25 protein-coding genes and 1 riboswitch are annotated in these 24,150 nt (G+C 60.9%); of the genes, 14 read left to right on the forward strand and 11 right to left on the reverse strand.

Annotated elements, in window-relative coordinates:
* Positions 1-43 precede the first annotated feature (43 nt).
* Positions 44-179, forward strand: a riboswitch (TPP riboswitch).
* The 7 genes from ACM561_RS14685 to ACM561_RS14715 all read left to right on the forward strand — a co-directional run bounded on the left by ACM561_RS14685 (position 168) and on the right by ACM561_RS14715 (position 6,864).
* On the forward strand, positions 168-1,184 hold the full coding sequence (locus ACM561_RS14685; RefSeq protein ID WP_425905952.1) for an FAD-dependent oxidoreductase: 1,017 nt from the start codon (positions 168-170) through the stop codon (positions 1,182-1,184). It overlaps the preceding riboswitch by 12 nt.
* Entirely contained in the window at positions 1,175-1,372 is a 198-nt protein-coding gene (gene thiS / locus ACM561_RS14690) for a sulfur carrier protein ThiS (protein WP_425905954.1), read from the forward strand. Before ACM561_RS14685 ends, thiS begins: the two co-directional genes overlap by 10 nt.
* Before the next feature lie 57 nt (positions 1,373-1,429).
* Positions 1,430-2,212 carry a thiazole synthase gene (locus ACM561_RS14695; protein ID WP_425905955.1) on the forward strand — a complete coding sequence of 261 codons (783 nt, stop codon included), beginning with the start codon at positions 1,430-1,432 and terminating at the stop codon, positions 2,210-2,212.
* Complete coding sequence (locus ACM561_RS14700) at positions 2,199-2,807, forward strand: thiamine phosphate synthase (RefSeq protein WP_425905956.1); 609 nt, start codon at positions 2,199-2,201, stop codon at positions 2,805-2,807. The genes ACM561_RS14695 and ACM561_RS14700 overlap by 14 nt, the downstream gene beginning before the upstream one ends.
* A gap of 70 nt (positions 2,808-2,877) precedes the next feature.
* Entirely contained in the window at positions 2,878-4,773 is a 1,896-nt protein-coding gene (gene thiC / locus ACM561_RS14705) for a phosphomethylpyrimidine synthase ThiC (RefSeq protein ID WP_425905958.1), read from the forward strand.
* 220 nt (positions 4,774-4,993) lie between these two features.
* Positions 4,994-5,719 (forward strand): DNA helicase, encoded by a 726-nt coding sequence (locus ACM561_RS14710; protein WP_425905960.1) that lies wholly within the window; start codon positions 4,994-4,996, stop codon positions 5,717-5,719.
* A gap of 197 nt (positions 5,720-5,916) precedes the next feature.
* The gene (locus ACM561_RS14715; protein ID WP_425905962.1) at positions 5,917-6,864 is read left to right on the forward strand and encodes a YiiG family protein; all 948 of its coding nucleotides are present in this window, start codon (positions 5,917-5,919) and stop codon (positions 6,862-6,864) included.
* A 27-nt stretch (positions 6,865-6,891) separates the two neighbouring features.
* Here ACM561_RS14715 and ACM561_RS14720 read toward each other — a convergent pair whose 3' ends face one another.
* Complete coding sequence (locus ACM561_RS14720; protein ID WP_425905964.1) at positions 6,892-7,326, reverse strand: hypothetical protein; 435 nt, start codon at positions 7,324-7,326, stop codon at positions 6,892-6,894.
* A gap of 396 nt (positions 7,327-7,722) precedes the next feature.
* Between ACM561_RS14720 and ACM561_RS14725 the strand changes: the two genes are divergently transcribed.
* A complete protein-coding gene (locus ACM561_RS14725; protein WP_425905965.1) occupies positions 7,723-7,977 on the forward strand; it encodes a helix-turn-helix domain-containing protein in 255 nt (84 codons plus the stop codon).
* 161 nt (positions 7,978-8,138) lie between these two features.
* Entirely contained in the window at positions 8,139-10,232 is a 2,094-nt protein-coding gene (locus ACM561_RS14730) for a S9 family peptidase (protein ID WP_425905967.1), read from the forward strand.
* 169 nt (positions 10,233-10,401) lie between these two features.
* Here the strand turns inward: ACM561_RS14730 and bfr are convergent, their stop codons facing one another.
* Positions 10,402-10,884, reverse strand: coding sequence for a bacterioferritin (bfr, locus tag ACM561_RS14735; protein ID WP_079447515.1), 483 nt, complete (start codon positions 10,882-10,884; stop codon positions 10,402-10,404).
* A 147-nt stretch (positions 10,885-11,031) separates the two neighbouring features.
* Positions 11,032-11,289: a (2Fe-2S)-binding protein gene (locus tag ACM561_RS14740; RefSeq protein ID WP_425905970.1), complete on the reverse strand. Its 258-nt coding sequence runs from the start codon at positions 11,287-11,289 to the stop codon at positions 11,032-11,034.
* A gap of 289 nt (positions 11,290-11,578) precedes the next feature.
* Between ACM561_RS14740 and ACM561_RS14745 the strand changes: the two genes are divergently transcribed.
* Together ACM561_RS14745 and ACM561_RS14750 are read left to right on the forward strand one after the other, a co-directional pair.
* Entirely contained in the window at positions 11,579-11,896 is a 318-nt protein-coding gene (locus ACM561_RS14745) for a hypothetical protein (RefSeq protein ID WP_425905971.1), read from the forward strand.
* Between the two features lie 198 nt (positions 11,897-12,094).
* Positions 12,095-12,397 (forward strand): hypothetical protein, encoded by a 303-nt coding sequence (locus tag ACM561_RS14750; RefSeq protein WP_425905972.1) that lies wholly within the window; start codon positions 12,095-12,097, stop codon positions 12,395-12,397.
* Positions 12,398-12,469: 72 nt separating this feature from the next.
* Here the strand turns inward: ACM561_RS14750 and ACM561_RS14755 are convergent, their stop codons facing one another.
* The 5 genes from ACM561_RS14755 to ettA all read right to left on the reverse strand — a co-directional run bounded on the left by ACM561_RS14755 (position 12,470) and on the right by ettA (position 19,355).
* The gene (locus tag ACM561_RS14755) at positions 12,470-13,729 is read right to left on the reverse strand and encodes a lytic murein transglycosylase (protein ID WP_425905973.1); all 1,260 of its coding nucleotides are present in this window, start codon (positions 13,727-13,729) and stop codon (positions 12,470-12,472) included.
* A 1-nt stretch (position 13,730) separates the two neighbouring features.
* Positions 13,731-14,312 carry a TIGR00645 family protein gene (locus ACM561_RS14760; RefSeq protein WP_425905974.1) on the reverse strand — a complete coding sequence of 194 codons (582 nt, stop codon included), beginning with the start codon at positions 14,310-14,312 and terminating at the stop codon, positions 13,731-13,733.
* A gap of 118 nt (positions 14,313-14,430) precedes the next feature.
* Positions 14,431-15,201: a trans-aconitate 2-methyltransferase gene (gene tam / locus ACM561_RS14765; protein WP_425905975.1), complete on the reverse strand. Its 771-nt coding sequence runs from the start codon at positions 15,199-15,201 to the stop codon at positions 14,431-14,433.
* 44 nt (positions 15,202-15,245) lie between these two features.
* On the reverse strand, positions 15,246-17,276 hold the full coding sequence (locus ACM561_RS14770; protein WP_425909766.1) for an AI-2E family transporter: 2,031 nt from the start codon (positions 17,274-17,276) through the stop codon (positions 15,246-15,248).
* A gap of 426 nt (positions 17,277-17,702) precedes the next feature.
* Positions 17,703-19,355 carry an energy-dependent translational throttle protein EttA gene (gene ettA / locus ACM561_RS14775; protein WP_425905976.1) on the reverse strand — a complete coding sequence of 551 codons (1,653 nt, stop codon included), beginning with the start codon at positions 19,353-19,355 and terminating at the stop codon, positions 17,703-17,705.
* Positions 19,356-19,706: 351 nt separating this feature from the next.
* On the opposite strand from ettA, the gene ACM561_RS14780 reads away from it, so the two are divergent.
* The gene (locus ACM561_RS14780) at positions 19,707-19,907 is read left to right on the forward strand and encodes a hypothetical protein (RefSeq protein ID WP_425905977.1); all 201 of its coding nucleotides are present in this window, start codon (positions 19,707-19,709) and stop codon (positions 19,905-19,907) included.
* Positions 19,900-20,181, forward strand: a complete 282-nt coding sequence (locus ACM561_RS14785) for a hypothetical protein (RefSeq protein ID WP_425905978.1) — start codon at positions 19,900-19,902, stop codon at positions 20,179-20,181. Before ACM561_RS14780 ends, ACM561_RS14785 begins: the two co-directional genes overlap by 8 nt.
* A gap of 178 nt (positions 20,182-20,359) precedes the next feature.
* Here ACM561_RS14785 and ACM561_RS14790 read toward each other — a convergent pair whose 3' ends face one another.
* The gene (locus ACM561_RS14790; RefSeq protein WP_425905980.1) at positions 20,360-21,490 is read right to left on the reverse strand and encodes a L,D-transpeptidase family protein; all 1,131 of its coding nucleotides are present in this window, start codon (positions 21,488-21,490) and stop codon (positions 20,360-20,362) included.
* Between the two features lie 390 nt (positions 21,491-21,880).
* Between ACM561_RS14790 and ACM561_RS14795 the strand changes: the two genes are divergently transcribed.
* Positions 21,881-22,591 (forward strand): hypothetical protein, encoded by a 711-nt coding sequence (locus ACM561_RS14795; protein ID WP_425905982.1) that lies wholly within the window; start codon positions 21,881-21,883, stop codon positions 22,589-22,591.
* Between the two features lie 6 nt (positions 22,592-22,597).
* Here the strand turns inward: ACM561_RS14795 and sseA are convergent, their stop codons facing one another.
* Both sseA and ACM561_RS14805 read right to left on the reverse strand, forming a co-directional pair.
* Positions 22,598-23,452 (reverse strand): 3-mercaptopyruvate sulfurtransferase, encoded by an 855-nt coding sequence (gene sseA, locus ACM561_RS14800; protein ID WP_425905983.1) that lies wholly within the window; start codon positions 23,450-23,452, stop codon positions 22,598-22,600.
* A 56-nt stretch (positions 23,453-23,508) separates the two neighbouring features.
* Positions 23,509-24,102: a GNAT family N-acetyltransferase gene (locus tag ACM561_RS14805; RefSeq protein ID WP_425905984.1), complete on the reverse strand. Its 594-nt coding sequence runs from the start codon at positions 24,100-24,102 to the stop codon at positions 23,509-23,511.
* Positions 24,103-24,150: the final 48 nt, after the last annotated feature.

Genomic DNA, 24,150 nt, shown 5'->3' on the forward strand with positions numbered 1-24,150 from the left:
TAACTGCCGCGCGTTGACACCCCTGCCTTTCGGTCTAGATTAGAGATGTTCCGAGGGGTGCTCCGTCAGGGAGCTGAGATACCGCAAGCTCGTAATCCGAAGACGGATTGCAGGGACCGCGGTGACCCTTTGAACCTGATCCGGGTCATGCCGGCGAAGGGACAGGGATGCTTCAGAAGACGCGGGAGAAGCGGGGGACGCCCCCGATCGGGGTGATCGGTGCAGGTATTGCCGGCGCGTGGCAGGCGTTGCTGTTCGCGAAGGCTGGACACGCGGTCACGCTCCACGAACGCGGCGACAACGCGATGGCGCATGCCACCAGCCACTGGGCCGGCGGCATGCTCGCACCGTGGTGCGAATCCGAGGTGTCCGAACCTCTCGTCTCGCGTCTCGGCCTTCGCTCGCTCGCGCTATGGCGCGAACATGCTCCCGGTACGTCTTTCAACGGCTCTCTTGTGGTGGCGCATCCACGCGACCGCTCGGATTTCGAGCGTTTCGCGCGGATGACATCAGGACACCGACACCTTCAGCGCGACGACGTGAGCAAGCTCGAACCATCGCTCGATGGACGATTTCGTGAAGCGCTGTTCTTTCCGGACGAAGGCCATGTCGAGCCGCGCCGCGTGTTACCTGAACTGCATGCGCGCATCCGCGCGGCCGGCGGCCAAATCGAATTTGGCAGCGCGCCAGAACCAGTCGACATTGAGGGTCTGGCGATCGATTGCCGCGGCCTCGCCGCGCGCGACACGTTTCCGAACCTGCGGGGCGTCAAGGGCGAGGAGATTATCGTCGAAACTGACGAGATCATGCTGTCGCGCCCGGTGCGACTCCTGCATCCGCGATGGCCGCTCTACATCATTCCACGCGAACACCACCGCTTCATGATCGGCGCCACCTCGATCGAATGCGAGGACGACAGCGTCAGCGTCCGTTCCGCGCTGGAACTGCTCAGCGCCGCTTACGCGGTGCACCCGGCGTTCGGCGAGGCGCGGATCGTGGAGATCGGCGCAGGCCTGCGGCCCGCCTTTCCCGACAACCTGCCGCGCATCGCGATCGACAAGAATCGGATCGCGGTCAACGGGCTTTACCGTCACGGCTTCCTGCTGGCTCCGGCGCTCGCGGAACTGACGCTCGGCTATGTCGCGCGCGGAGAGATCGACAACGAGGTGATGCAATGCAAGTGATCGTCAACGGCGAACGGCGCGAGATCGCAGCGCAGACCGTGGACGCCCTGCTGAGCGAGCTCGACTATGAAGGCACGCACGTCGCAATCGCTCTGAATCTTGACGTGCTGCCGAAAAGCCGATGGGCGGATACGACGCTCAAGAGCGGCGATGAGATCGAGATCATCACGCCGCGGCAAGGCGGGTGAGATCGCAATGAACAACGCGAATTTTACTTCCCTACCTTTACCGGTACGAGCCGAGCCATGCTGAAATTCTATGATCGCCAATTCTCCTCGCGCCTCCTAATCGGCACGGCGCTATATCCGTCGCCGAAAATCATGCAGGACGCGATCCGCGCCGCGGGCAGCCAGATCGTCACGGTATCGCTGCGGCGGGAAACCGCAGGCGGCAAAACCGGCGACGCCTTTTGGTCGTTGATCCGTGAGCTCGATGTCACGGTGTTGCCGAACACCGCTGGGTGCAAAAGCGTGCGTGAAGCCATCACGACGGCAAAACTTGCTCGCGAACTGTTCGGCACCTCCTGGATCAAGCTCGAAGTCATCGCCGACGACGACACGCTGCAGCCTGATGTGGTTGGACTCGTCGAAGCTGCCACCGTCCTCATCAAGGATGGTTTTGACGTGTTTCCCTATTGCACCGAAGATCTCGGCGTCGCGATGCGGCTTGTCGAGGCGGGCTGCAAGGTGGTGATGCCGTGGGCCGCGCCGATCGGCAGCGCGAAAGGCATCACCAACCGCGACGCCTTGAAGCTGCTGCGCGAACGCTTGCCCGATATCACACTCGTCGTCGATGCCGGACTCGGCGCGCCGAGCCACGCCGCGCTGGCCTGCGAACTCGGCTACGACGCCGTGCTCCTCAACACAGCCGTCGCCAAGGCCGCCGATCCAGTTGTCATGGCTGGCGCTTTCAAGCTCGCGGTGGAGGCCGGCCGCAGCGCTTATGAGGCGGGCCTGATGGAGGCCCGCGACTTCGCCTCGCCATCAACCCCCGTCGTAGGGACACCGTTCTGGCATGCCGTATCCTGATCGCTTTTATCCTGTCGTCGACACACTGGACTGGTTGCGCCGCCTGATCGGGCTCGGCGTCGGCACAGTGCAGTTGCGCGCAAAAGATCTCAACGATGGCGAAGCACTGCAGCTCGTCAGCGATGCGCTGGAGATCGTCAAGGGCACGCCGGTGCGGCTGGTTGTCAACGACTACTGGCGCGCCGCCATCGTGGCCGGAGCGAAGCATCTCCATCTCGGCCAGGAGGATCTGGCGACGGCCAACGTCCACGAGATCCGCAAAGCCGGGCTCACACTCGGCCTCTCCACCCATGACGACGCCGAACTCGAAACCGCGCTCGCAGCCGAACCGGACTATATCGCGCTTGGTCCGATTTTTCCGACCACGCTGAAATCGATGCGCTTTGCGCCGCAAGGGATTCCGAAAATCACCGAATGGAAGAAGCGCGTCGGCGACGTCCCGCTGGTCGCAATCGGCGGCATCAAGCTGGAGCAAGCGCCAGAGATTTATGCTGCCGGCGCGGACTCGATCGCCGTGGTCAGCGACATCACACAGAACCCAGATCCAGATGCGCGGGTGAAAGCCTGGCTCGAACAGGTGATTGAAACCGCATGAGGTGCCGTCTTCTGCCTTCTCGTTTATTCGCATTGACCCACAACGACTGGTCTCGAACCGGAGAAACGCCATGAACATCCGCCCCAATCCGGACACCACGCGCCCCGCCGTCACCACCGGTGCCCTGCCCTCGTCTCGCAAGATTTTCTCCGCGCCCGATGCCGCGCCGGACCTGCGGGTGCCGCTGCGCGAGATCATTCTCTCTGAGGGCGCAGGCGAGCCGAACCTGCCAGTCTACGACACGTCCGGTCCCTATACCGACCCGAGCGTCGTTATCGACGTTAACGCCGGCCTGCCGCGCACGCGCCTCGCCTGGGTGAAGGAACGCGGCGGCGTCGAGGAATATGACGGCCGCGTCATCAAGCCCGAAGACAACGGCAATGTCGGAGCAAAGCACGCTGCAGCCGCGTTCACAGCACACCACAAGCCGCTGCGGGGCATCGGCGATGCGCCGATCACCCAGCTTGAATTCGCCCGCGCAGGCATCATCACCAAGGAGATGATTTACGTCGCCGAGCGAGAGAACCTCGGACGCAAACAACAACTCGAACGCGCCGAAGCCGCGCTGGCCGACGGCGAATCCTTCGGCGCCTCCGTCCCCGCGTTTATTACGCCGGAATTCGTGCGCGAGGAGATCGCGCGCGGCCGCGCCATCATTCCGTCGAACATCAACCACGCCGAACTCGAGCCGATGATCATCGGCCGCAACTTTCTGGTGAAGATCAACGCCAACATCGGCAACAGCGCAGTGACCTCCTCGGTCGAGGAGGAAGTGGACAAGATGGTGTGGGCGATCCGCTGGGGCGCCGATACCGTGATGGATCTCTCGACCGGCCGCAACATCCACACCACGCGCGAATGGATTTTGCGCAACTCGCCTGTCCCGATCGGAACGGTGCCGATCTATCAGGCGCTGGAGAAGTGCGACGGCGATCCGGTCAAGCTGACATGGGAGCTTTATCGCGACACGCTGGTGGAGCAGTGCGAACAGGGCGTGGATTATTTTACCATCCACGCTGGCGTGCGCCTGCCCTACATCCACCTCACCGCCGACCGCGTCACCGGCATCGTCTCGCGCGGCGGTTCGATCATGGCGAAGTGGTGCCTCGCCCACCACAAGGAGAGCTTCCTCTACACGCATTTCGAGGAAATCTGCGATCTCATGCGCAAGTATGATGTCTCGTTCTCGCTCGGGGACGGTCTGCGCCCCGGCTCGATCGCGGACGCCAACGACCGCGCGCAGTTCGCCGAACTGGAAACGCTCGGCGAACTCACGCAGATCGCCTGGAAGAAGGGCTGTCAGGTGATGATCGAAGGCCCCGGCCATGTGCCGATGCACAAGATCAAGATCAACATGGACAAGCAGCTGAAAGAATGCGGCGAAGCGCCGTTCTATACGCTGGGACCGCTGACCACCGACATCGCGCCGGGCTACGACCACATCACGTCCGGCATTGGCGCCGCGATGATCGGCTGGTTCGGCTGCGCCATGCTGTGCTACGTGACGCCGAAGGAGCACCTGGGCCTGCCGAACCGCGACGACGTGAAGGTCGGCGTGATTACGTACAAGATCGCGGCGCACGCCGCCGACCTCGCCAAGGGCCATCCGGCCGCGCAACTGCGCGACGACGCATTGAGCCGCGCTCGCTTCGAATTCCGCTGGCAGGATCAGTTCAACCTCGGTCTCGATCCCGACACGGCGGTGGCGTTTCACGACGAGACGCTGCCAAAGGACGCGCACAAGGTCGCGCATTTCTGCTCGATGTGCGGGCCGAAGTTCTGTTCGATGAAGATCACGCAGGACGTACGCGACTACGCCGCAACGCTCGGAGATAACGAGAAGGCCGCGCTCTATCCGGATGCAGCACAGGCTGGCATGAAGGAGATGAGCGCGAGGTTTAAGGAGATGGGATCGAGCGTTTATCTCGATGCGGATAAGGTGAAGGAGAGTAATAAGGTGTTGTGAATATGTAGGGCACGCCTGTCGATTCGGACCCTTGTGTCGCGTGTTTTTTGGATTTTCGCGACACGCACATTGGGCTATAGTTAGCAGACAGGCTTGGCCCGCGCCTCCTCCCTCCCATCGGGGAAGTATCGTTCATACGGGGTATTGAGATCATCGAACCATCTGTTCGAGCGTCGCATAAGGAGGGATTGCATTTCCTGCTCGAAATGGAGGTTCCTTGATGAAGCTTTCCGCTCCAATCTATCAACTGAAGCGTCGAGCCAAGCTATTGGCTCGGGATGAAAAAATTCCCCTGCACACGGCATTGGACCGCATCGCACGCGATGAGGGTTTTGCAGGGTGGAGCCTGCTTTCCGCCCGAGTTGCAACGTGTGCGACAGCGAGTGAAATGCTGTCCCAGCTTTCCGATGGCGATATGCTCGTACTGGGAGCGCGGCCCGGACACGGAAAGACCCTGCTGGGGATTCGGCTCCTGCTCGATGCAATCCGTGACGGCAGGAAAGGGGTGTTCTTCACGCTCGAATATAATGAGCAAGAGACCAGAGAACGTATTCGATCACTGGAAGGCGAAACGTCGGACCTCGGCAACGCTCTGGAAATCGTGACCTCCGATGAGATTTGCGCGGACAATATCGTGCGCTATCTTGCCGATGCCCCCCGAGGGACGGTCGCCGTTATCGACTATCTGCAAATCCTTGACCAACGGCGAGACAAGCCTGAGCTTTCGGCGCAAATTGTCGCCCTTCAAAAATTCGCGCGACAGACCAGCGTTATTCTCGCTTTCATCTCCCAGATTGACCGTACATACGATCCTGAGTCAAAACCTTTGCCGGATATGCAGGACATACGCTTGCCCAACAAAGTAGACGTGGGGCTTTTCTCGAAAGCCTGCTTCCTACATGAAGGTAAGGCGCGGTTTCAAGCAATAGCGCGTAGGGCGGATTAGCGAAGCGTCATCCGCCAATTCGGCCTAACCGAACTGGCGGCGGGTTACGTCTTTGGCTAACCCGATATGGCGGATTTAATTCCGCCCTACGAATCTGCCTAGCGGTTCGTAGGGCCTACAGCAAAACACCACATGAACCTCCTCGCGATTCGTGCGACAAATGCGGGGATTGTCAGCATCGCGAGGGATAGAGAACCATGACGCCGTTTCGGGCGATTGCCCTGTTGTCTGCCGCAGCCTTCGGCATGTCCCTCGCTCCCGCCGCCGCACAAGACAAGACGCCCCCCTCCTCGTCCCCCTCGCCGCTCGTCGAAAAGCTCAACGCTTATGTCGGCTGCATCAATCGCCTCTCGGAGCGGTCGTATGAGTCGCGCAACCGTTACTTCTCATGGGCGAAGAAGACCGGGCCGACGGGCAAGGAGCGCATTATCTACGGCACCTACACCATCTACGACACGACCGACTGCAAGAAGGACGTCGAGAAGGCCAACGCGGCGGAGCCGCGCGACGCCGAACTCGAATCTGCTGCTTCCGCTTACGCCGACGCCGTCGGCAAGCTCGAGCCGCTGCTGAAGGAGGCCGACGAGTATTACGAGCAGGAGAACTACAAGGACGACAAGATGGCCAAGGGCAAGGAGATGCATCCGCGCCTTGTCGCGGCGTGGGACGCATTCGCGAGCGCCGACAAACAGCTGCGCGCCGGTGTCGAGGCCATCAAGGACAAGCAGGCGGCGGAACAACTCGCCGCGATCGAGGCGAAGGAAGGCCGCAAAACGCACTACTACGTCGAGGCGCTGATGGTCCAGGCCAAGCGCCTGTTGCGCGCGGAAAACACCGACAAGCCCGACATCGCGGCGATCACGCAGGCGCTGACCGAGTATGAGACTACAGTGAAGGCGGCCGAAGAGGCATCGGGCAAGGACGGCGATGCGAAACTCGGCTCGTTCTTTGTCAGCAGCGCCAAATCATATCTGACCTCGGCGAAGCAACTGATGCGCCGCATCCGTGACAAGGTGCCTTACAGTCAGGGCGACCGCATGATGCTCGGCGGCGGTGGCGGCTGGATGGTCGAGGGCTCGCCGCCGCGGCTGCTCCGCGACTACAACCAGCTGATCGAAGGTTATAACCGCGGCGCTCACATCTAGCGCGGGCTCGCCGCGCTAGGGCGACCACTACTTCATAGAGATCGCAAGGCCAGAGAGATCGGCGTTAGCCATCAGGCCGACCTGACGGCCGGAAAGCTCCAGCACCGCGCCCTTCTGGTTGCTCAACACGATGGCGCGGGCGCCGCCGCCGATCGCCAGCCCCGCCCCGGCCGCGCCGTAAACGCCGGCGACATCGGACGGTCGGCTGATGCGGCTGACCTGGCCGTGCAATACGGTCTTCGATCCGCCGAACACCAAGCCATAATCCAATCCGCCGACCGAAAGCGGATATCGCCGTCCGTGGAAGGTGAGCGTACCGCCGCCAGCGGAGGCGCCGATGATCCAGCCGCCCTTGTAGATGGTCAGCGTCACCGTGCCGCTGTCGGCGCTGGCAGAAGAGGACAGGCCGAAGCACACGGCCAGCGCGAGCAAGGCGGCGCGAAACAGCGACGATGACGACATGCGGAAGTCTCCTGAGCGTGAGAAGGCGGGAGGCGATTCGGAACTGTCGCAAGCGTAAGAGGCAGTCGCGGCGGGAGCAATCCTGAACGTCGCTCCCGGTCCGAGACCGATCTGCTGACGAGCCAACCGGCGAATCGATCCCGCCCCCGCTGAGCACGTCGCAATCGGCAATTGCGATGGCCGGAAATACACTTCGCGTTAGCATCGCTCCAAATTTAACATTCAACTGTTACGCGCATTTTGGCGCAGGATCGGTAGTTTTCCCGTTGTTTTATGAGGAATTCCGACGAATCCAGGATTGTTAATGATCTGGTAACCATATCACTCCAGCCTTGTCGCCGGGATGGGGGTCTCAATCCGTCGGCTGGACGCCAGCCGCACTTCGGGGAGGGACCGATGAACCAAGATTTTCAGATCAGAGACCAGGGTTCGATACAGGATCAGGCTGCGCTCACGCCGGACGCAGTGATTCCGCTGCTGGTCGGCTCCACGGTCGACGAAATCGAACGGGAGCTCGTGCTGCAAACGCTGGCGCGTTGCGATGGCAACCGCACGCGCGCAGCAAGAGTACTGGGCGTATCGGTACGTACGCTGCGCAACAAGATACGGCAGTATACGACCATGGGACTCGACGTGCCCGATCACGGCTGATCTTGGCGGAATGATAGACGCGTCTGGTTACCAACACCGCATCAAATCGGACTTTCGAGACACACCGGCTTGCCGTTGCGCGCGCGCCCTCCTATGAACGAAAATATAACGTTCAGTTCTCGCGCACGCTCAGCCTGCGCTTCGACCAGGCGCCTTTTTTCATGACATCAATACCGACACCTCCGAAAGCCGACCGCCACTCACATAGCTATACGCACCACGGCATCGCCCTGACGGATGACTACGCCTGGCTGAAAGATGCGAACTGGCAGCAGGTGCTTCGCGAACCTTCGTTGCTTGTGCCGGAGATCCGCGCCCACCTTGAGGCTGAGAATGCCTATTCGAACGCCGTGCTGGCGCAGACCGAGCCGATGCAAAAGCAGCTCGTCGCTGAAATGCGCGGCCGCATCAAGGAGGACGATTCCACTGTCCCCTCCCCTGACGGGCCATTTGCCTATTTCACGAAATACCGGGAGGGCGGCCAGCACCGAATGATCGGCCGGCAGCCGCGCCACGGCGGCGACGCCCGTTTTCTTATCGATGGCGATGCGCTTGCAGAAAACAAAGAATTTTTTCAGCTTGGCGAAGCCCGTCATTCTCCGGATCATCGCCTGGAAGCGTGGAGCGCCGACGATCGCGGCTCGGAATATTTTACGATCCGTATCCGCGACTGGGACAGCGGCGCCGATCTCGCCGATGTCATCGAGGAAACCGATGGCGGCGTGGTGTGGAGCGCGGACTCACGCGCGTTCTATTACGTCAAGCTCGACGACAATCATCGCCCGATGCAGGTCTACCGCCACCAGCTCGGTACACCGCAATCGGATGACGTGCTGATTTACGAAGAACAGGACATCGGTTGGTTCACGCATATTCATGAGAGCGCGAGCGGCCGCTTCTGCGTGATTGCCGGCGGCGATCATGAAACGTCCGAACAGCGGCTGATCGACCTCGCCGCGCCCCAGGCCGCACCGCGCGTGATCGCAGTGCGCGAGATCGGCGTTCAGTATTCCATCGCCGATCGCAACGACGAACTGTTCATCCTCACAAACGCCGACGGCGCGATTGACTTCAAGATCATGACCGCGCCGCTCTCAGAGCCGGACCGCGCGCACTGGCGCGACCTGATCCCGTATTGTCCCGGAACCTATGTGCTCGATCTCGAACTTTATTCCGGCCACATGGTACGGCTCGAGCGCGCCAACGCGCTGCCGTCGATCGTCGTCCGCGATCTGGCGACCGGAAATGAGCACGCAATCGCCTTCGACGAGGCCGCCTATTCGCTCGATACCCATGGCGGCTACGAGTTCGACACCACAACCTTGCGCTTCAGCTATTCGTCGATGACGACGCCTTCCGAGGTGTTCGATTACGACATGGCGAGCCGCTCGCGAACCTTACGCAAGCGTCAAGAGATTCCGTCAGGGCATGATCCTGCGGACTATGTCACCACCCGCATCATGGCCAAGGCGAACGACGGCGCCGACGTGCCGGTCTCGATCCTGCATCGCAAGGATTTCGCGCAGGATGGCCGCGCGCCGCTGCTGCTCTACGGCTACGGCTCCTACGGTCACGCGATGCCGGCGTCGTTCTCGGCCAACCGGCTGTCACTGGTTGACCGCGGTTTTGTCTATGCCATCGCGCACATCCGCGGCGGCGCGGACAAGGGCTGGGGCTGGTATCTCGACGGCAAGCGCGAGAAGAAAACCAACAGCTTCGACGATTTCGCCGCCTGTGCCCGCGCGGTGATCGCGGCGAACTATACGTCAGCCAAAAACATCGTCGGCCACGGCGGCAGCGCCGGGGGCATGCTGATGGGTGCGGTCGCCAACCGCGCAGGCGAGTTGTTCGCCGGCCTCGTCGCGGAAGTGCCGTTCGTCGACGTGCTCAACACCATGCTCGACGACACGCTGCCGCTGACCCCGCCGGAATGGCCGGAATGGGGCAACCCCATCGAGAGCGAGAAGGATTTCCGCACCATCCTGTCCTACTCGCCTTACGAGAATGTCGCGGCGAAAGACTATCCGGCGATTCTCGCTATGGGCGGGCTGACCGATCCGCGCGTCACCTATTGGGAGCCGGCGAAATGGATCGCAAGGTTGCGCGCCACCATGACGTCAGGTGGGCCTGTTCTGTTGCGAACTAACATGGGCGCGGGACACGGCGGCGCGTCCGGCCGCTTTAACCGGCTCGACGAGATCGCCCTCGCCTACGCCTTCGCTCTGTGGGCGGTGAAGCACGATCCGGCTGGCTAGCTAGCGAGAGCTATTATCTAGGGGCCTCTTCGCGTGAGGAACGCCTCGATCAGAATCGTAAAGGCCCGCTTCAAGATCCCTCAAGCGGAAAAGCTCTTGCGTATCCATAGAAACGCAAAAAGCCGGCGCGCAACGACGCCGACTTTTGCGATGGAGAACCGAATGAGGATCAATCGTGATCCATTTCGCCGATGTGCTTCTGCGAATAGAGCTCGACGCCGATCTTCTTGATAAGATCGATCTGGGTTTCGAGGAAGTCGATATGGCTTTCCTCGTCCTTCATCAGCTTCTCGAAGATGTCGCGGGTGACGTAGTCCTTCACCGCGTGGCAATGCGTCGCCGCCTCTTCATAGAGAGCACGGGCCGAATACTCCGCCTTGAGATCGCAATCCATCACCTCGCCGACGTTCTGGCCGATGTGCAGGGGATCAAGCACCTGCATGTTCGGGAACCCGTCGAGGAAGATGATGCGGTCGATCAACTTGTCGGCATGCTCCATTTCCTCAATGGACTCCGCGCGCCATTTTTTCGCGAGATCCTTGATGCCCCAGTTATCCAGCAGCCGGTAATGCAACCAATACTGGTTGACCGCCGTTAGTTCGTGGCGGAGCGCTTTGTTCAGGTAGTCGATAACCTTCGGGTCGCCCTTCATGAAGCAGCTCCTGTTGTCTGTGCTTTAAAGCCGGCGGCCGACTATCGCCCGCTTTTTCCTAATTTAGAATACTTCTAAATGAGATTCGGCCGCGCGACAACCCCCCAAAAATGCTGGGCTGCTATCCAAATGCCGCTATCCAGAAGGTCAAAGAGTGATTTCGGTGTGAGTTTGTTCGACTTCTGCTTCCATCGCAGAGTGGGGACACCCGTCGCAACATCGCCGGGCGCAGGCGCCGAGCGCTTCCTTGATGATGGTCCTGATCGTCCGGGCACACCGTCCGCATTCCGCGCTGCATCCGAGACATCCGTAAACCTGCTTCGGCGAGCGCCGCAGGTCGTCTGTTCCCGTCACGGCAGAGCGGACGTCGTGATCGGTTAGTACGTTACAAGAACACACAATCATGAAAACGGAACCCAATTGCCACACGCGAACGGGCCGATATTGTTGGACCGCCTCGCGAAACGCAAAGGGAAAACCCGCTATTTCAAACTATTCCAAGTTGTCCGAAAAGCCGCCGCGGGCGGCAGTTCCAGAATCGCCATAACATTTTGATATTCATCATTTAATCGTCACACTTAGGTCCGCATCGTGGCGGGATTCAGTCACTTCGTTCATTGATCGTTCAAACCGGCTGTGGGAATCTTCGTTCGACAGATGCACTGCGGTATCGATTGATGAGAAAGGTGAGGCCATGAAAAGAACATTGATGGCATTGGCCACGGTTGCCATGGTCACAGCGGTGGCCGCACCTCAAGCAGCCGAGGCCGGCGGCGGCGGCATCGCAGCAGGGGTCGCCGGCGGACTGATCGGCGGCGCGATCGTCGGCGGAGCGCTGGCCGGTCCGGGATATTATGGTCCCGGTTATTATTATGGCGGCCCGGGATACTATGGACCCGGCTACGGCTATTACGGTCCGGGATATGTCGCAACCCCCGGCTGCTATTGGCAAAGGCAGCGTTTTTGGGATGGCTTCGGTTGGCGGCTCCGGAATGTCCGGGTGTGCGGCTGATCTCGTCTGATGAACGACTCCGGTTCATATTGTTGGTGTTTTCCCGGAATCCCGCGCGATAACCTGAAAAAGCCGCTTTTCCCAGCGACCGACCTGCGTAGGTTGACCAGGTGAAACAGCCGGCTTGAACGACGGCATTACGAGTAGCCTTGAACCCTGCGCCGACCGCGGCGCGATCCCTCAGGAGAGATTTGAAAGATGAAGAAAACAGTTTTTGCCATCCTCGCGGCTGTGACGGTTGCGGCTGGTTCAGTAGCGACGGCTCCGCAGGCAGAGGCTCGCAACGGAGGAGCGGTGGCAGCCGGCGTTCTCGGCGGTCTGGCGGCCGGCGCCATTATCGGTGGCGCAATTGCGAACAGTCCTCCGGCCTACGCCGCACCGGCTCCAGTCTACGCCGCGCCTCCACCGGCCTATGTGGACGGGCCGCCATGCCAAATGGTGCGGGAGAGGTTCTGGGACGGATATGGCTGGCGTTTCCGTCGCGTCCAGGTGTGCGACTGATCCGATTGTTCGGATAATCCGATCTGAGAAACCCGGCGGCGCGGCCGGGTTTCCGTTGGTGGCGCGATGATTTCAGCGCGCCGCATTCATCGCGCGCAGCACCCCGTCGCTGGGCCAGCAGTCCACCTTGAGGCCAGCGGACTTCTGATAGGCGCCGAGCGCCCCTCGCGTCAGCATCCCGGCCTTGCCGTCGATCTTGTCCTTGTACAAACCGAGCCGCGTCAAATGGCGCTGCATTGCCTCGACGTCGCGGCTGCGCAGTTGCGTCGAGGCCGACCACGGTGTCGCAAAAGGCAACGGACTGGTCATGCGGTCGGCGAGATGGCCGACGAACAGGACATAGAGATCGGAAAAATTGTATTCCTTGATGACGAAGTAGTTCGCCGTGGTCAGGAACGACGGGCCATGACTGCCCTCGGGTTGCAGCAACGACGCCGACTGTTCCCGCTCAACTGCGGTCAGCTTTTGTCCGCGCACTGGTAAGAACCCCTCGCGCAGCCATTTATCGATCGGCTTCCTCACCTCGGGCACACCTTCCGTGCAATCGGCGTTCTCCGGTGCGCGTACCTCGTAGGCCCAGCGCAGTCCCGGCTGCCAGCCCTTGTTGACAAGTTGCTGCGCGGCCGAGGCCAACGCATCGGGCACCGAGGACCAGATGTCGATGCGGCCGTCGCCATCAAAATCGACGCCATGCTTAGCAAGCTCGGACGGCAGGAACTGAGTCAGCCCGGTGGCCCCGCCCCACGACGCGCGGAAATTCTTGCGCGAGACAGCACCGCGCTGCAGCAGCAGCAGTCCTTCGATGAATTCGTTACGATACTGGTCCTTGCGGCGGCCGACATAAGCCTGGGTCGCCAGCACGCGCATCGCATCATAAGGCAGGGTGTAGCGACCGTAATCGGTTTCCCGGCCCCAGATCGCAAGGATGATGGTGGCGGGTACGCCGAAACGCTTTTCGATCGCGTCCAATGTCGATTCGTTTTTCCGCATCAGCCGCTGCCCTTCAGCCGCCAGCCGCGCGATGCTGCTCTCCTTGAGATAATCCGCCGGCACCTGAACGAATTCCGCCTGCGACGGCGCACCAGTCGCGGGCCGACCGGGCAGGATGAGGTCGGGCAGCTTATAGTCAGGCTCGAGTCCGGCTGTGACGGAATCGAACGTCGCGCGCGAAACGCCTGCCTGCTGCGCCTCCGGCCAGACCGCGGCGAGGAAACGCGTGAAGCCGTCGTCCGCCGCGTGCACCGGCGGCACGGCGTCTCCAAGGATGAGCGCCAACAGGATCACGATCGCAAACTGCAGCCGTCGCAGGATGTCCACGACGGTCGCCGCCATGCTAGTGCCTCGCCTCGCCGTTCGATCCGTTCCCTTCATTCGCGATACGATCCGCAAGCGCAATGCCGATTGCCGAAAAGATGAACACGACGTGGATGATGGTCTGCCACATCACGCCAGTCTGGGTATAACTCATGGCGCGCTCGGTCCCAAGGTTTCCGGCCGCGATGAAGGTCCGCAAGAGATGGATCGACGAGATGCCGATGATCGCCATCGCGAGCTTGATCTTGAGAACGCTGGCGTTGACATGGCCCAGCCACTCCGGCTCGTCGGGATGGCCTTTGAGATTGAGCCGCGACACGAACGTCTCGTAGCCGCCGACAATGACCATCACCAGAAGATTCGAGATCATCACCACATCGATGAGGCCAAGCACAACCAGCATGATCTGCTGTTCGGAAAAGTCGAAAGAGTGCCCGATGAGATGCCACAGTTCCTTCAGAAACAGGACGACATAAACCCCTTGGGCAATGATCAGGCCAATATAAAGCGGAAGCTGAAGCCAGCGCGAGGAAAAGATCAACATCGGAAGCGGGCGAAGGGCAGTGACCTTCGGGGCCGGAGATTCAGGCATCGGGGACATCATGGCTCTCGTCGTGACGGAAGAGCGTTTTATTCGATTCCCTGTGATAGAATCGAGACGTCCGGCCGCGACAAAATGCAACGCGAGCGCTCCGGCCTGACTTGCTCAAAACCACAACCTATTTGATCGCTACCACGAAAATGCGCGGGAACCGCAGCAGCACCTTGCCGTCCGCCTGCAGCGGATAAGCGGCAGCGATACGCGCGGAATATTCACGCAGGAACTCCTTCCTTTCTATCGGCTCCAGCGGACCGAGGAACGGCCGTAATCCCGTACCCTTGACCCATTCGACGATTGCCGTGGTGTCTTCAAGGATATGGTTATAAATCGTGTGCCAGATCTCGATGCGTTCGCACAACGGCTGCAATGCATCGTAGTAAGCTCCGGGCCGCGCCAGCAGGTCTTTCGCCCGCGCGGCGTCCGCAAGTCTTTCTCGCCACGGTCCCGAATGAGCCACCTCGCGCATCATCACATGACTTGGCTCATCGAGGTTATCGGGCATTTGCAGAGCTAACACGGCACCTGCCGGAAGTACGCTCAACAGTCGCTGCAACTGAGACAGATGATCCGGCACCCACTGGAAGATCGCATTGGCAAACAGTAGGTCGGTGTTCGCCGGCGGGACCCAATGCGCGACGTTGGCTTCGATAAATGTGTGTCCTGGCAGCCGGTTGCGCGCCTGCCGCAGCATGTCGGCGGATGTATCGATCCCGATGATCTCGGTCTGCGGCCAGCGCTCGACCAGCAATTCGGTGGAATTACCAGGACCGCAGCCGATATCGACGGCCTTGCGCGGCGCGCTGAGGGAAACCTGAGCCAACAGATCGCGGGACGGCCGCGTTCGCTCGTCCTCGAATTTCAGATATTGCTGGGCGCTCCAATCATCCATCGCGTCTACAGCTCCTCCTTTTCGACATCAACCGAGATCGGCGATCAACGCCTATCACGGAAGGAAGATGTGCGCAGCGGAGCGCCCCGGCGATCGGCACTCCCGTCGGTCTGCTTTGGCGGGATCTGCGGTCCAGGCTCCCGCGAGCGAGCAGCATCCTTGTGTATAATATCGTGTGCGGCCGTTTGGTCGACCAGCGACAGACAATAAGCGGCGGCTTCCCCCAGATTGTCTGCGACGGCGTCGGCCTTGAGGTGGTCTTTCGTCAATCCGCTGTTGGTGCATCCCCAGCAACAAACCAGGATGCGTACCCGCGGCATCTTGCGGCGAAGCTTGCGCAGCAGATGACGCGTTTGCGCCGCGCCGCCGTCATCGAGCGTCGAGATGCACACGAGCATCACGCCCGAGGCGTCAAGCTGGAAGATCCCGCTCGGCGACGTCTCCTCTTTCCTGGCGGCTCGCGCCCCAAGACCGTGTTTCGACAAGATCTCAGCCAGAAACATCGCAGCCGCTTCGTCGAGATCGCTGCGCTGCGCGACGCAGAGCACGGGATGTTCGGCCTGCCACTCCAAGGGCAGCCCTTCGCGGATGATGAACGGCAGCTCCGGCATCGGCGCACCCGCCGCTACGTCCGCTGCATCAGTGGGGGCTCCGTTCTTCGGGTGGCGGCTTGCCATCGCGTCATCGAATTCCGAAGCCAGTCCGTCGATGACCTCGGCGACGCTGTCCCTGATTTCAGCCAGACGGTCCGGCGACAGACGATCGCGCCTGAGGTCGGCCTGCGCCAGCATCAATCCATTCAGCGCAACGGTTTCGTAGTATTCGGCGAGCGAGCCCTCTTTCAAGAACTCTTCGGCCGTGTCCGCGGCCTCCGCCGGATCGTTGGCCAACATCCGCTGATAGAACAGTTCCGGCGGAGACAACGCCGGACGATCGCCGAGAAGGATATCGAGAAACCTGAGATGCTCGACATGGCGGCCCAGCACGACCAGGCAGACCGTCAATGGCGTCGCAAGGACAAGACCGATCGGTCCCCACAGCGCAGTCCAGAATGTCGCCGAGGCAACAACGGCCACCGGGGACAATCCGCTGCTGTGCCCGACGAGCAAAGGCTCAAACACCTGACCGATCACAAGCTCCGTCAGGAAAATGATCGCGCCGGCCCATAGCAACATCGACCAGCCCGGATCGACCGCCACAGACAGCGTCAACGGAAAGAACGCCGCGATAAAAACGCCGACATAGGGTACGAACCGCATGATCGCAGCCAGGATCCCCCAGAGGATCGCGCTGGGAACGCCTATCACCAGAAGGCCTATGCCCACCAACACGCCGAAGCTGGTGTTGAGCGCAACCTGCATCAGAAAGAAACGACTGAGGCGACCGGCCGCGTCATCGATCGCCGCGGTCGCGGACTGCAAATCGTTCGAGCCCGCGAGCTTGATGACGCGGTTACGCAGATCCTCCCGCTGAAACAGGATGAAGACCACGAACACGATCACCACACCTACCGTCGCCAATGGATGCAGCAGGGGGCTGATGAGCGCCAGGATGCTCTCTAGAGCGGATGGCGGCGGAGAACGCACCTCGACCGGGATGGGCTTGGCCTCGCCGGGCGTTTCGGACAGAGGCGACGGCGACGGAGTCTGCGGTACGTTGATTTCCTTGCCGAGAGTCTGAAGAATATCCGCGGCACGATCGAGCGCAACTGTTGACGTCAATGCTCGCAGCGACTGGATTTTCTGCTGCATGGTCTGCTGATATCGGGGCAAGCCCTCGGCCAGATGCCTGATTTCGTTCGCGATCAGGCTGCCTAGCGCGAAGATCGCGACAAAGGCGATCACGACCACCAGGGGAACGCTGGCGGCACGCGGGAAATGCCATCGCTCGAGAATTTCCACCAGCGGGGCAAGCACGAAGCTCAAGAGCACAGCCAGCGCGATGGGGACGAAAATCTCACGACCGACATACAGTCCGCAGATTACAAGGGCGGCGATGACCGCCGCTGCCATCGCCCCGTCGCCGAAACCTCCGGCTATCCGCGGCGTCACTCTTGCATCCAGATCCAGACTCACAGCCGCCACGACCCCGAATATCCGCGATCATCAATGATCGGCGGGCGGATTTGGTTCCATGAAACGGCGGACTCCTTGCCCGCCGACACGCCCTTTCTTTCAGCTAGCGTTTCCCGAACACCGGCGGTGACGCATTCCGCGGCATAAGTGTAACTGTCGGCTCCGAAGAATTACCAGGCTTACGGGGCGTTTCGCCATCGTCGTCATCCCGCCGCGACATCACCGTGAGCCACACGATCATTACGCCAAATGCAACACAAACGAATGGCTTCGCCAGGTAGAGCCATCCACTTGCCTTACTCAGCATGAGATAGGACCTGAGAGAAATCCTGACATCAAATTCGTTGTCAGCGATTTTTCCCAACAGCAGCTTAAGCGCGCAAGTTAATCAATCCTGCAACGAATATTTCAAATACAAAGAACTTCTCACCGCGTCAGCTTTTTGTACTTCACGCGGTGCGGGATGATGCTGTCCTGACCGAGCCGCCGCATCTTGTCCTTCTCGTAGTCCTGGAAGTTGCCCTCGAACCATTCGACGTGGCTGTCGCCTTCGAAGGCCAGGATATGCGTGGCGATGCGATCGAGAAACCAGCGGTCGTGGCTGATGATGACGGCGCAGCCAGCAAAATCCTCGAGCGCCTCTTCCAGCGCACGCAGCGTATCGACGTCGAGATCGTTGGTCGGCTCGTCGAGCAGCAGCACGTTGGCGCCGGACTTCAGCATCTTGGCCAGATGCACGCGGTTACGCTCGCCGCCCGACAAACTGCCTACCTTCTTCTGCTGATCCGCGCCCTTGAAATTGAATGACGAGCAGTAGCCGCGCGAGTTCACCTCACGCTTACCGAGCAGGATCTGTTCGTTCCCTCCGGAAATCTCCTCCCAGACATTCTTCTTCGCGTCGAGGCTGTCGCGCGACTGATCGACGTAACCAAGATGCACGCTCTCCCCGATGGTGATGGTGCCCTTGTCCGGCGTCTCCTGCTTGGTGATCATCCGGAACAGCGTGGTTTTGCCGGCGCCGTTGGCGCCGATCACGCCGACAATGCCTCCGGGCGGCAGCTTGAAGGTCAGATCTTCGATCAGTTCGCGGTCGCCAAACCCTTTGCTCAGGCCCTCGAAATCGACCACGTTCTGGCCGAGACGCTCGGCGACGGGAATGGTGATCTGCGCGGTCTGCGTCTGCTTCTCGCTGGCCTGCTTGAGCAGATCCTCGTAGCGCTGGTACCGCGCCTTGGATTTCGCCTGCCGCGCCTTGGGCGAAGCGGCGATCCATTCCTGCTCGCGCGCCAGCGTCTTCTGATGCGCGGCGTCTTCGCGGCCTTCCTGTTCGAGGCGCTTCTGCTTCTGCTTCAGCCAAGCCGAATAGTTACCCTCGTAGGGAATACCCTTGCCGCGATCGAGTTCGAGGATCCATCCCGTCACGTTGTCGAGGAAGTAGCGGTCGTGGGTGACGATCAGGATCGCGCCCGGATAATTGCGCAAATGGCTTTCGAGCCACGACACCGACTCAGCATCGAGATGGTTGGTCGGTTCGTCCAGCAGCAGGAGGTCCGGCTGGTCGAGCAGCAGCTTGCATAGCGCGACGCGGCGGCGCTCGCCGCCGGAGAGTTTCGTCACGTCGGCATCATCGGGAGGGCAACGCAGTGCGTCCATCGCCTGATCGACCTTGCTGTCGAGATCCCACAACCCCGCTGCCTCGATCTCATCCTGCAGCCTGGTCATCTCGTCGGCGGTTTCGTCGGAGTAGTTCATCGCCAGTTCGTTGTAGCGATCGAGGATCGCCTTCTGCTTGGCGACGCCCTCCATGACGTTTTCGCGCACCGTCTTGGCTGGATCGAGCTGCGGCTCCTGCTCGAGATAACCGACGCGGGCACCTTCCGCGACCCATGCTTCTCCCGTGTAGTCCTTGTCGAGCCCCGCCATGATCTTCAGCAGCGTCGATTTACCCGAGCCGTTGACGCCGAGCACACCGATCTTGGCGTCCGGATAGAACGACAGGTGGATGTTATCCAGCACCTTCCGGTTCGGCGGGTAAGTTTTGGACAAGCCCTGCATGAAGTAGATGAACTGGCGCGCCATCGTGATCCCTGAAAGCGTGATTCCTAAAGGTGATTCCTGAAAGCGTCGCGGCGGTGTTCAGACGTTCGCTCCCGCCTTGCGGCGAAAGAATCCAAGTCGCTGATATATCGCAGGGGCCGAACTTCGGATTGCAGGAGGGCACCGTTTTCTGGAAAGTTTACTGCCCGCTGATGTAGCCGCGCGGTGGCGAAAGGGCAACCTTGCCTTAACCACGCAGAAAGGTTGACGGAAGAAATACTCCGTTTCGTCTCATTCGAACCGCTTTTTAATTGAATCCGTGAAAGATAGCGAGACCAGCGCCATCGCGGGCCTCCCAACAGGAAGCTCGCGACCTAACAAGGCAGTAACACCATGGCGACCAGCGTATCGGCGTCAGCGTCCAACCGGACCGAAAGACAGGATCATCAGCGCGGAGAGCTTCACGGCATTCGCGCGTTATGGCGCGAATTCACCGCGATCGCGTTCAGCTCCTACCGGCCCGAACTGCATTACATGCGCGGACCCGGACCCGCGTGGCGTGCCAAGCACGGCGAGCGAGCGCCCAATGAGTAGGCCGCGCATCCGCAGTTGGCATCACGCAACATCGCACACGACCGCGTCGATCGCCGAAGCGAGGACGAGGGAACGTCCGATCGCCGATCCCCGACCGAATACCTTCTCGCAGAAAGTCCTGCACCTCAATCATCCGCTACGCAGGCGCGATAGGCACTTAAGAACGCCTCATCCCGGCTGCGAGATCACGCCGAACTACGGGCATTATTACATCGAGATGGTCGGGAACATCGCCGCGTGGCTCAAGGGCGCACGGGTGCGCGCGCTGCGGTGAATTAAAGTGTTTCGAGCGAAGCATGTCCTCGGGCTTGACCCGAGGAGGAATGGGTTCGCGTGAAGAAAACACGTCAGATCAAAATCATAAAGCCACGCTTCTGACTCTGTCAGAAGCGGAAAGCTCTAAGAGAGCCGCGCAGGAAAACCGTTACGCAGGCGCGGCTTAAGCGCTGCGCCTATCGGATCGTAACCGGCGCCGGCAGCGGCGGCACCGAGGTTGGCTGGGTTCCGGGCAAGCTCGCTGTCTGCGGCGGCTGCGGAGTCGGCGCCGCGCTCGATCCCGGAGCCGGCTGAGTGGAGGCCGTCGTATCGGTGTGCGGTGGACCGCCGGGCAGCACGACAACCCGCGTGCCGACCTTCACACGATCAAAGAGATCCGACACATCCTCGTTGAGCATCCCGATGCAACCTGACGATACGAACTTGCCGATCGTCGAAGGCTGATTGGTGCCGTGGATGCGAAATACTGTCGAACCGAGATACATGGCGCGCGCGCCCAACGGATTGCCCGGACCGCCCGCCATGAAGCGCGGCAGATAAGGCTGACGTTCGATCATTTCGGTCGGCGGATGCCAGTCCGGCCACTCAGCCTTGCGGCTGATCTTCTGCACGCCGGCCCAGGTGAAGCCGTCGCGGCCAACGCGCACGCCATAGCGGATCGCGCGATTATTACCGAGAATGTAATACAGGTGCGTATTTGACGTATCGACCACGATGGTGCCCGCCGGCTCTTTGGTGGCGAACGTGACTTCCGTGCGGCGTAGTCTCGGCGCCAGCTGTTTTTCACCGCCCTGATCAGCCTCCGGCTGCTCGTCCGGCGGCAGTGCCGACATTGGGGTTGGCCTACCGTCCGCACCCACCGGAGCCGGCGGCGTGAGGCCGTCAGTCGCTCCGCCGGTCGAAGCGACCGTTTCCGGCGCACGCGTCGGAGTTGGATACTGCGTGGGGCCGGGCTGCCCGTAACGAGGATCCTCGGGCGACATCACCGGGCCTGGCGGAAGGTTACGAGTCGAATAGACCGGCGTAGAACTGGCGCGGCCGTAACGCGGATCATCCGGCGACATCACCGGACCGGGCGGTGTCAGCGCCGCAGAATTGTCGCGCTGCGCCGATTGGTCATCAACCGGATCGAAAGCGGGAACCGCATCAACTCCACTTCGACGGTCGTCTTCATCCGGATAAGCAGAGGGCGGCGTGGAATAGATCGGGCTTGGCGCGGGTGGGTATCCCTGCGCCGAGGCTAACGAGGTTCCCGCTGCGCCAGCTACGATCGCCGCAAAAACCGTCAGAGTGCGTTTGATCATCATCGCCCTTGTATAAATCCAACAAGACACCGGATCGTTAACGGCCACATCGCGCAGGATAGCGGCGCATTCAAGACGATTCAGACAAAAGCCTCCCCGATTCGGTCATAATTCCAGATCGTGGCGAACCGTGTCTTCCAGGCCTCACCATTTCCTGCAAACTTTCGACGGGCGATTGTGGCGATGGATTTTTGGAGCGCACGACCGCGTCCCTTGCGGTATTCTCGATAGGCCCTGATTCGGCGGATCTGCCGGTGTCCCCTGTCGATCAGGCGTGTGTTCAATCGCGTTCTGATGGCCCGATCACCGTCGTAGACGCGCGGGGAAGGCGCAACCACACCCATGCTACCCGGCTTTCGTTCCCTATTCGTTGCAGTCGTGCTGGCGATCTCAATGCTGATCTTCGGCCTGGGGGCCGCAGCTTTGCTGCGAGCAACCCACGAAGAGTTCGCAAGTCTGCCTCTCAAGCCGATACCCGAAGTTACGTTTGGATCGAAAGAGGCCGAACAGCCCACGTTAGCGGTGCTGCAGGTCGATACACCACCCGCCGCCGAAGCTGCCACACCGGAATCAAACCAGGCCGAAGCACAGCACACGGTGACGCCTATATTGGATGCGCAGCCGGAAACCGCGGCCGATGCGCCTCCTGCCACGGACGCACCTTCTGCTTCGGCCGACACTGACGAGCCGGCAGCTTCTCCGCCACAATCGGAGCCCGTCCCAGCGATAGCGGACACGACGCCTCCCGCCAATACCGCCGCGCCAGAACTATCGGAGCCAGCGCGAGGCAGCGAGACGGCAGGCGAGGCAGGCGAGGCCGTCAAACCCGCGGTCGCGAAAAGCGACGCATCCTCAACTGACGGAAAAACATCCGGTGTCACGGAAACGATGACATCGCCGTTCGGAGAGCATTCCAAGCCACCCCTGCCGGCAAGCCGTCCCATCCAGAAAACGCAGGTCGCCGATCCGGCGACGCCCACCACCAAACGATCGTCCACGAAACCACGGCGTGCTGCTAAGAAACATCACCATCGCAGTGTGATCCGGCAGTCAGATCGTTCATCGCAGCCCGTGCTTTCGGGGTCGCCGTTCGAATTGGAGTGAGTCTGTTCAGACAGGTCCGGTGGCGATCGGCGGACCCTCACTCAATCCCCACTCCGACCATGACCCGTCGTAGAGCGCCGAGCCCCGCACGCCCAGGCGGTAAAGCGCAAGCGTCAGCACCGCGGCCGAAACCCCCGAGCCGCAGGTGGTGACGACGGGCTTTGCCAAATCCAACCCGACGCGAGTAAACGCGGCACGAATATCGTCCAGCGGTTTCATAACGCCGGTCCCAGGATCGAACAGCTCGTTGTACGGCAGGTTGCGACTGCCGGGGATGTGACCCGAACGCAGCCCGGCTCTCGGCTCCGCTACGGCGCCGGTGAAACGACCAGCCGCGCGCGCATCGACAAGCTGCTCGCGACCCGACGATAGGTTGCTCACGAGCTGAGCTTGACCGCGCACATAAAGCGGATCGAAGGTCGCATTGAAATGGCCAGGCTTCGGCGAAACTTTACCGGATTCGACCGGACGGCCTTCCGCGCTCCATTTTTTCAGGCCGCCGTCAAGTACCCGGACATCGGCGTGACCGAACGACAGGAACATCCACCACACCCGCGGCGCGGCAACCCAGCCTCCAAAGTCATAAATAACGACTGTATCTTTCGAGGAAATCCCTAGCGCGCCGACATCACGCGCGAACTGCGCAGCATCCGGATACATATGCGGAAGTGGCGACGCACGATCCGATACGGCATCAACATCGAAGAACACCGCGCCGGGAATGTGCGTGGCGTGAAAATCATCGACAGCCAGCGGTAGCACGCCGGGCATCTTGAACGAGGCATCGATGACCTTGACGTCACCAAGATGCGCGGCCAGCCATTCGGTGGAGACAAGGGGATCGTCAAGAATGGAGATCATTGTGATGCTCATTATATGCCCGCGCCGCAGTCGCTCACTCGGCGGGACGGCCGGGACTATCGACGCTTTTCATTGAGTTCGTAGGTGAGATGCGCCTTCACTTTCGGCCACTCTCCCGGAAGGATGCTGTAGACCACGGTGTCCCGCACCGTCACGTTTGGCGACATCTGACGATCGCGCAGGGTGCCCTCCTGTTTGGCGCCGAGCCGCTCAATGCCACGTCGGCTGACATGATTGAAAACGTGAGTACGGAATTCCACAGCGATGCAGTTCAGCTTTTCGAACGCGTGGGTGAGCAGCAGCAGTTTGCACTGGGTATTGACGGCGGTGCGCTGGACGCGCTTCGCATACCAGGTCGCGCCGATCTCGACGCGACAGCTCGCAGAGTCGACGTTCGTGTAGGTCGTCATACCGGCGATTCGTCCCTCGGCATCCCTTACCGTAAAGGGCAACATGGTTCCGGCTGCTTGCAGCGAAAGCCGCCGCTCGATCTCGGCCCCCATTTTCTCCGGCGCCGGAACGAAAGTGTACCAGATCTTCCAGATCTCGCCGTCTTTGACCGCGTCAACAAGAGCTTCGCGGTGATCTTGCGACAACGGCTCGAGCCGCGCATGAGGTCCTTCGAGCGTGACCGGCTGCAGCCAGGGCATGGTGTACTCCGTTCCTTTACAGCCATTTGTGCGATCGACACAAAATTT

Source organism: Nitrobacter sp. TKz-YC02 (assembly GCF_049852135.1).
GTDB classification, from domain to species: Bacteria; Pseudomonadota; Alphaproteobacteria; order Rhizobiales; family Xanthobacteraceae; genus Nitrobacter; species Nitrobacter vulgaris.